General features: G+C 70.5%; 8 protein-coding genes. 6 read left to right on the top strand and 2 right to left on the bottom strand.

The features are described 5' to 3' along the window. The first annotated feature begins 86 nt into the window (after window positions 1–86). The 5 genes from NIE79_RS07035 (at window position 87) to NIE79_RS07015 (ending at window position 5580) form a co-directional block, all read left to right on the top strand. Entirely contained in the window at window positions 87–2630 is a 2544-nt protein-coding gene (locus NIE79_RS07035; RefSeq protein ID WP_238677769.1) for a bifunctional FO biosynthesis protein CofGH, read from the top strand. Between the two features lie 162 nt (window positions 2631–2792). After that, window positions 2793–3071, top strand: coding sequence for a hypothetical protein (locus NIE79_RS07030; protein ID WP_210784887.1), 279 nt, complete (start codon window positions 2793–2795; stop codon window positions 3069–3071). Between the two features lie 51 nt (window positions 3072–3122). After that, window positions 3123–4517, top strand: a complete 1395-nt coding sequence (locus tag NIE79_RS07025) for a DUF4331 domain-containing protein (protein WP_238677768.1) — start codon at window positions 3123–3125, stop codon at window positions 4515–4517. A 17-nt stretch (window positions 4518–4534) separates the two neighbouring features. Next, complete coding sequence (locus NIE79_RS07020) at window positions 4535–4864, top strand: phospholipase (RefSeq protein ID WP_238677767.1); 330 nt, start codon at window positions 4535–4537, stop codon at window positions 4862–4864. A gap of 458 nt (window positions 4865–5322) precedes the next feature. Next, window positions 5323–5580, top strand: a complete 258-nt coding sequence (locus tag NIE79_RS07015) for a WhiB family transcriptional regulator (RefSeq protein WP_007455784.1) — start codon at window positions 5323–5325, stop codon at window positions 5578–5580. Window positions 5581–5635: 55 nt separating this feature from the next. Here the strand turns inward: NIE79_RS07015 and NIE79_RS07010 are convergent, their stop codons facing one another. Continuing rightward, entirely contained in the window at window positions 5636–6085 is a 450-nt protein-coding gene (locus NIE79_RS07010) for a metallopeptidase family protein (protein WP_091394113.1), read from the bottom strand. Window positions 6086–6238: 153 nt separating this feature from the next. Between NIE79_RS07010 and NIE79_RS07005 the strand changes: the two genes are divergently transcribed. Beyond that, window positions 6239–6607, top strand: a complete 369-nt coding sequence (locus tag NIE79_RS07005) for a DUF3499 domain-containing protein (RefSeq protein ID WP_091394110.1) — start codon at window positions 6239–6241, stop codon at window positions 6605–6607. 33 nt (window positions 6608–6640) lie between these two features. Here NIE79_RS07005 and NIE79_RS07000 read toward each other — a convergent pair whose 3' ends face one another. After that, window positions 6641–7987: an aspartate aminotransferase family protein gene (locus NIE79_RS07000; RefSeq protein ID WP_238677766.1), complete on the bottom strand. Its 1347-nt coding sequence runs from the start codon at window positions 7985–7987 to the stop codon at window positions 6641–6643. Window positions 7988–8315 lie beyond the last annotated feature (328 nt).

Below are 8315 nucleotides of genomic sequence, written 5' to 3'. Positions count from 1 at the left end.
TGGGCGGGTGGGTGGGCCGGGGTGCCGTTTCCCACGGTGGGGCTGGGCGTGGTGGGGCGGGCTCGCGCTGCGCATAGGGTGAGTGGATGGTTGATCGCACCCACTCCGGCCCGAGCGAAGCGAGCGTGCGGCGGGCCCTGGGCCGGGCCGCGAACGGGCGGGCGCTCGACGTCGACGAGGCGACAGCTCTGCTGTCCGCCCGCGATGCCGCGCTCGACGAGCTGCTCAGGCTTGCCGGCGGGATCCGCGACGCCGGGCTGCGGGACGCCGGGCGGCCGGGTGTGGTCACGTACTCCAAGAAGGTTTTCATTCCGCTGACCCGGCTCTGCCGGGACCGCTGCCACTACTGCACCTTCGCGACGGTGCCGCACCGGCTGCCGGCGCCGTTCCTGGACCGCGACGAGGTCCTCGCGATCGCCCGAGCCGGTGCCGCGCAGGGCTGCAAGGAGGCGCTGTTCACCCTGGGTGATCGGCCGGAGGAGCGCTGGCCGGCGGCCCGGACCTGGTTGGACGAACGCGGTTACGACTCGACCCTGGACTACCTGCGCGCCTGCGCGGTGGCGGTGCTGGAGGAGACCGGCCTGCTGCCGCACCTCAACCCCGGGGTGCTGTCCTGGTCGGAGCTGCAACGGCTCAAGCCGGTCGCGCCGAGCATGGGCATGATGCTGGAGACGACAGCTACCCGGCTCTGGTCCGAGCCGGGTGGCCCGCACTTCGGCTCACCGGACAAGGAGCCGGCGGTCCGGTTGCGGGTTCTCGAGGACGCCGGCCGGGTCGGGGTGCCGTTCACCACCGGCATCCTGATCGGCATCGGGGAGACCCCGGCGGAGCGGGTGGACGCGCTCTTCGCGATCCGCCGCGCCCACCGCGAGTACGGCCACCTCCAGGAGGTGATCGTGCAGAACTTCCGCGCCAAGCCGGACACGGCGATGCGTGGCATGCCCGACGCGGAGTTGCACGACCTGGCCGCCACTGTGGCGGTGGCCCGGCTGCTGCTCGGCCCGAAGGCCCGGATCCAGGCCCCGCCGAACCTCATCGCCGGCGAGTACGACCTGCTGCTGCGTGCCGGCATCGACGACTGGGGTGGCGTCTCCCCGCTCACCCCCGACCACGTCAACCCGGAGCGCCCCTGGCCGCAGATCGAGGAGCTGGCCCGGCACACCGAGCTGGCCGGGTTCACGCTGCGGGAGCGGCTGACGATCTACCCCGAGTACGTGCGCGCTGGCGACCCGTGGCTCGACCCACGGCTGCTGCCGCACGTCGGCGCCCTGGCCGATCCGTCGACCGGCATGGCGGTCGAGTCGGCGATGCCGCAGGGGCGACCGTGGCAGGAGCCGGAGGAGGTGTTCGGCGGGCGGGTCGACCTGCACGCCACCATCGACACCACCGGCCGCACCGACGACCGGCGCGGCGACTTCGACAGCGTCTACGGCGACTGGTCCGAGGTCGCTGGCAAGGTCACCCCCGAGGCGACCGCGCGCCGTCCGGGCGTACCCCCGGTGCCGGCCGGGGTCGGCGCGGACCGTGACCTGGCGGCCGGGCTCAAGCTCGCCGCCGACGACCCGGCGGCGCTGCTCGACCCCCGACACACCGATGCCGCGCTGGCGCTGTTCGGCGCGGACGGGCCGGCGCTCGACGAGCTGTGCCGCCTCGCCGACGACGTGCGGCGCGCGGCGGTCGGCGACGACGTCACCTACGTGGTCAACCGCAACATCAACTTCAGCAACGTCTGCTACGTGGGCTGCCGCTTCTGTGCGTTCGCGCAGCGTGAGCGGGACGCCGACGCGTACCGGCTCTCGGTCGAGCAGGTCGCGGACCGGGCCGAGCAGGCGTGGGCGGCCGGGGCCAGCGAGGTGTGCCTCCAGGGCGGCATCGACCCGAAGATGCCGGTCACCGGGTACGCCGACATCGTGCGCGCCATCAAGGCTCGGGTGCCCGAGATGCACGTGCACGCGTTCTCGCCCATGGAGATCGTCACCGCCGCCGCGAAGGCCGGGGTGCCGATCCGTGAGTGGCTGCTCCAGCTGCGCGAGGCCGGGCTGGACACCATCCCGGGCACCGCCGCCGAGATCCTCGACGACGACGTGCGCTGGGTGTTGACCAAGGGCAAGCTCCCGGCCGCCGCCTGGGTCGAGGTGGTCAGCACCGCCCATGAGCTGGGCATCCGGTCCAGCTCCACGATGATGTACGGCCACGTCGACCACCCCGGGCAGTGGCTGGCGCACTTCCGGGTGCTGGCCGGCGTGCAGGACCGTACCGGCGGGTTCACCGAGTTCGTGGCGCTGCCGTTCGTGCACACCAATGCTCCGATCTATCTGGCGGGTATCGCCCGACCCGGGCCGACCTGGCGGGAGAACCGGGCGGTGCACGCCATGTCCCGGCTGCTGCTGCACGGCCGGATCGACAACATCCAGTGCTCCTGGGTGAAGCTCGGTGACGAGGGCACCGTCGCGATGCTCCAGGGCGGCTGCAACGACCTCGGCGGCACGCTGATGGAGGAGACGATCTCCCGGATGGCCGGCTCCGACAACGGCTCGGCGCGTACCGAGGAGCAGTTGCGGGCCATCGCGAAGGCCGCCGGTCGTCCGGCGCGCAAGCGGTCGACTGCGTACGGTCACGCCCGACCCTGACGTCGAACCTTTCCCCGCCACCGGCCGTACCACGCGGTGCCGGCGGCAGTCGCGGCGAGGACCGCCGCCGGTGTCCCCTCAGGGGCCCGGCGGCGTCGCGAGACGGCACCGGACCCGTCCGTCTCCGCGGGCGCGCTCGCGCCACCGCCGGAAAGGTTGCCCATGACCAGTGATCAGCGGAAGCGGCAGTGGCCGCGACTGACCCGCCGGCAGACGTTGACCGCCGCGGCCAGCGCCACCCTCGGCGCCGCCGCACTCACAGTGCCGGGCCTGTCGGCCGCGCAGAACGCCCCCGGCGCCGCTGGACGAGCCGACGAGCCGATCGTCGTGCACCTGCGTGACGCCAACTCCGGAACGATGGACGTCTTCGTCGGTGAGACGCGCATCGAGGTACGCGACCGCGGCCTGGCGGACCGGCTGCGGCGCGCCGCCCGGCGCTGACCCGTCACTCCGCACCGCCATCCTGTCCCCGCCCAGTGAGGTTGGTCCGTCATGTCTTCCCACCGCGAGGCCCCGGAGATAGCCAAGGATCCGGTCGCCGACAGCTCCGACCTGTACGCGTTCGTCAGCCCCGACAAACGCGAAACCGTCACGTTGATCGCCAACTACGTGCCGTTGCAGCTCCCCTCCGGGGGCCCGAACTTCTTCGAGTTCGGCGACGACGTGCGCTACGAGATCCATATCGACAACGACGGCGACGGTCGTCCGGATGTCACCTACCGGTTCGAATTCACCACCGAGATCACCAACCCGAACAGTTTTCTCTACAACACCGGCCCGATCGATTCGCTGGACAGCAGGAACTGGAACCGGCGGCAGTTCTACAGCCTGACCCGGGTGGCCGACGGCCGCGAGCACCGGCTGGCGCACAAGCTGCAGTGCCCACCGTGCAACGTCGGTCCGCTGTCCACGCCGAAGTACGCCGACCTGGTGCGGCAGGCGACCTACTCGCTGTCCACGGGGGAGCGCGTCTTCGCCGGGCAGCGCGCCGACGGGTTCTTCGTCGACCTCGGGGCGATCTTCGACCTCGGCACGCTGCGGCCGTTCCAGCAACTGCACGTAGCCGGGAAGAAGATCTTCAAGGCCGAGGGGGAGCCGGTCAACGCGACCGACCGGATGAACGTGCACAGCATCGCGGTGCAGGTGCCGCTGGAGCGGGTGCGTCGGCGCGCCAACCGGTACGGCGCCGCCGATCGGGCGTCGGTGATCGGGGTGTGGACGTCGGCGTCGCGCCGGCAGGTGCGGGTGCTCGGCGACCGGGGCGGTGCGGACACCAGCACCGGCCCGTTCACCCAGGTCTCGCGGTTGGGCAATCCACTGTTCAACGAGGTCATAGTGCCGATGTCCAGGAAGGACCTGTGGAACTCGCTGCCGCCCTCGGAGGACAAGCGGTTCGCCCAGTTCGTCGAGCAGCCGGAGCTGGCCGCGTTGCTGCCGGCGCTCTACCCGGACGTCTTCCCCAACCTGGACAAACTCACCAAGGCGAAGAAGGCCCGAGCGGATCTGGTGGCGATCCTGCTCACCGGCGTGCCGGCCGGGCTGATCGACGGCTTCACCAACGCCACCGGCGAGGTGCAGGCCGACATGCTGCGACTGAACACGGCGATCCCGCCGACCAGGCGTCCGGACCGGTTCGGCGTGCTCGGTGGCGACCTGGCCGGGTTCCCGAACGGGCGGCGGGTCGGCGATGACGTGGTCAGCATCGCGTTGCGGGCCATCGCCGGGGTCACCGTCCCGCTGGTGGACAAGACGTTCCAACCGGACGCAGCGGCCGCCGCTGTCACCCCGGGGCTGAGCGCCGCCGACGTGACAGCGCCGTTCCTCGGAAACTTCCCCTACCTGGGTACGCCGTACGACGGGTTCAACAACCCGCCGGCGGCGTCCTGATCGGGGCGGGCGAGCGGATGCACGAGCACGCCTACGGGCCGTCGGAGACGGGAACCGTCGTCCTCGATCTGGGCGGCGACACCGGTGCCCTGATCGTTTACACGGGTCGGGATCTGCACGGCCGGGAGATCGAGATCAGTCGCGACGACGAACGGCGGGTCCACGCGGCGGTGCGGGAGCGTCGGGTGCGGGACGGCTCGTTCCACAGTGCGGTCTATCCCGATCTGCCAAGTGGAATTTATACCGTCTGGTGGGACGATCGTACGTCCGCCGGCACGATCTCCGTCCATGGTGGAGAGATAGCCGAGTTTGCCTGGCCCAGCAGCAGTTTTGGGGCCGCCGGCTGACCTCGACACATCGGTTTCACCACAGCGCCCCGTCCACATTGTGGACGGGGCGCGAGTGCTGTCCGCAGCTCGACGGGCAGTCTGCGCCGCACCGCGTTAACCTGTCCCCCACCAAGATCAGCTTAGGGGTGGAGGTCTCTGGTGCCGTCCGGTCGACGACTCGTCGGAGAAGCGCCACGGCAGAAAAGTCGGGCAACTCGCCGGAGAGGGCGTTACTCGGCCGGGGTCTGAATCGATAGGGCAGGTTGCGAGGCTGGACGGCCCGAGTGGCCGACCGGGGGTGTCGGGAGGGCGACTCCATTATCAAGTTTGGCTTGACGGCGCACGCATTACACGCGTGTAATTTGAATGGGGTTGTTCGCACGGAACGCAACAAAACGGGACCGGACGGACAAGCACGCCTTTCGCGTGGGGGGTTGCAGCGGCGATGACGCCGGTGCGCGACAAGGAGGCATTTGATGGACGGCCAGCTTGAGGTGGCCGACCTGCTCGGAAACGCGCCGGAGTGGCAGGAGCGGGCGTTGTGCTCGCAGACCGACCCCGAGGCGTTCTTTCCCGAGAAGGGCGGCTCGACCCGCGAGGCGAAGCGGATCTGCTCGCGGTGCGAGGTCAAGACCGAGTGCCTCGAATACGCACTGGGTCACGACGAGCGGTTCGGCATCTGGGGTGGGCTCTCCGAGCGGGAGCGGCGCAAGTTGAAGCGGCGGGCCGCCTGAGCGGTGTGAGGTCGAGGCGGTGGGGGCCGCCCGACTCTCCGCTCGGGGGGTTGGTTCAGGCGAGCTCGTCCGGGTCTACCCCGAGAAGGTTCGCCACCTGTTCGATGATCACGTCATGGACGAGATCGGCGAGGTCCTCACGGTCCATCGCCCGGAACTCCAGGGGCCGCCGGTACAGCACGATCCGCGGCGGCACCTCCTGCCGGCCCGGGCGGCCGGGCAGCAGCCGGGCCAACGGGACCTCGCCGTCCTCCAGCACGTCCGAGTCGTAGACGTTCAGGTCCGGCGGGACGTCCTCGACCGCGAACTCGACCCCGGCCAGCTCCTTGGCGAACCGACGCTCCAGCGTCTCGACGGTGTCCAGGACCAGGTCGTCGAAGACCTCGGCCTTGGTCCGCGCCAGCGGCACGGTGGCCGGCACCAGCCGCCCGCGCAGGCCGCGCCCGTGCCGGTCACGATGCACACGCCGGCCGGAGCCGGGGCGGCGGTGTTCCGGGCTCGTCATGAGGCAAAGGGTAGCGCCCGTCTCGGGCCGGTCAGCGGCAGCGCCGCTCCCGTGGCGCGCCGCGCCCAGGACGGTCGACTGTGATCACCATGACGGGCGTGTCGCAACGCGAAGCGATGCGCCGGACCCGGTAATGGAGATACCCTGCCGCACGTGAGGTCACCACGGCGCTGCTCCCGTAACGGCTGCCCCCGGCAAGCGGTCGCCACATTGACCTATGTCTACAACGAGTCGACAGCTGTGGTGGGGCCGCTGGCGGCCTTCGCCGAGCCGCACACGTACGACCTGTGCGAGCCGCACGCCCGCAGCCTCACCGCGCCGCGGGGCTGGGACGTCGTCCGGCACGAGGGCGAGTTCGAGCCGCCGCCGCCCACCACTGACGACCTGGTCGCGTTGGCCGAAGCGGTCCGCGAAGCCGCCCGCCCGGCCCCCCGCCCCCCGGAGCCGGACCAGAACCGTCCCGAGAACCCGCACCAGACCGGCCGCCGAGGCCACCTCCGGGTAATCCCCCCCAACCACTAACCCGGCCCCCGGCCCGCGCCCCCGTTTCCGGCGTTAGAGCCTGGTCCAGGCCTCGGTCAGGACTGTGCGGAGGATCTGCTCGATCTCGTCGAAGTGTTGCTGCTCGGCGATCAGGGGTGGGGCCAGCTGGATGACGGGGTCGCCCCGGTCGTCGGCCCGGCAGTAGAGGCCCGCCTGGAACAGGGCGGTGGAGAGGAAGCCGCGCAGCAGGCGCTCCGACTCGGCCTCGGTGAAGGTCTCCCGGGTGCTCTTGTCCTTGACCAGCTCGATGCCGTAGAAGTAGCCGTCGCCGCGGACGTCGCCCACGATCGGCAGGTCGTACAGCTTCTCCAGGGTGGCCCGGAAGGCGTCCTCGTTGGCGCGTACGTGCCCGACCAGGTCCTCGCGGGCGAACACCTCCAGGTTGGCCAGGGCCACCGCGCAGGAGACCGGGTGCCCACCGAAGGTCACCCCGTGGGCGAACATGCCGGTCTCGGTGAGGAACGGTTCCATCAGCCGGTCACTGGCGATCATCGCGCCGAGCGGGGCGTAACCGGAGGTGATGCCCTTGGCGGTGGTGATGATGTCCGGCTGGTAGCCGTAGCGCACAGCGCCGAAGTACTCGCCCAACCGCCCCCAGGAGCAGATCACCTCGTCCGAGACGAGCAGCACGTCGTACGCGTCGCAGATCTCCCGTACCCGCTCGAAGTAGCCGGGCGGCGGTGGGAAGCACCCGCCGGAGTTCTGTACGGGCTCAAGGAAGACCGCGGCGACCGTGTCCGGCCCTTCCCGCTCGATGGCCCGACCGATCTCGTCGGCGGCCCAGCGGCCGAACGCTTCGTGGTCGTCGCCGTGCTCGGGCGCCCGGTAGAAGTTCGTGTTCGGCACCTTGATGGCGCCGGGCACCAGTGGCTCGAAGTCGCTCTTGATGCCGGGCAGGCCGGTGATCGACAGGGCGCCCATGGAGGTGCCGTGGTAGGCGATGTACCGGCTGATCACCTTGTACTTGTTGGGCTTTCCGGTGCGCTTGAAGTACGCGCGGGCCAGCTTCCACGCCGCCTCGACGGCCTCGGAGCCGCCGGTGGTGAAGAAGATCCGGTTGAGGTCGCCGGGGGTGAGCGCGGCGATCCTCTCGGCCAGCTCGATGGCCTTCGGGTGCGCGTACGACCAGAGCGGGAAGTAGGCCAGCTCGCCGGCCTGCTTGGCGGCGGCCTCAGCCAGCTCGGTGCGGCCGTGGCCGGCGTTGACCACGAAGAGCCCGGCGAGCCCGTCCAGGTAGCGGCGACCCTGCGCATCCCACACGTACGCTCCCTCGCCGCGCACGATGGTCGGCACCTCGCCGGCGGAGTAGCTCGCCATCCGGGTGAAGTGCATCCAGAGGTGGTCGGTGGCGTTGGCCATGTCAGCCCCATCGGTCGTCGGGCCGGTCAAAGGGGTGAGGCCGGCCGCTCTGCCAACGGTTATCGCACAGTCTCAACCTCCAAAGCAAGTGTTATCGGCGGTATCACGGTCAGTTGGCGACGGATTTAGCGAGCAGGTGTCATGGATGCAACGGAATCCGTACTGCCGCCAACTGGTTGATCGACGGTCGGTGGGAGGTGTGCTGGTGGCTGCCTTTGGAGCTGAATCGTTTGCGACATCACGGCCTTCCAGTCGGGGTCGCGCTCGGCTGCCCGGGTCGGGCCTGCCCTGCCCGGGTCGGGCCTGCCCTGCCCGGGTCGGGCCTGCC

This window comes from Micromonospora trifolii (assembly GCF_022229005.1).
Taxonomy (GTDB): domain Bacteria; phylum Actinomycetota; class Actinomycetes; order Mycobacteriales; family Micromonosporaceae; genus Micromonospora; species Micromonospora trifolii.
Note: the sequence above shows the minus strand (reverse complement) of the source record. Positions and strands in the feature narration are given on the sequence as shown.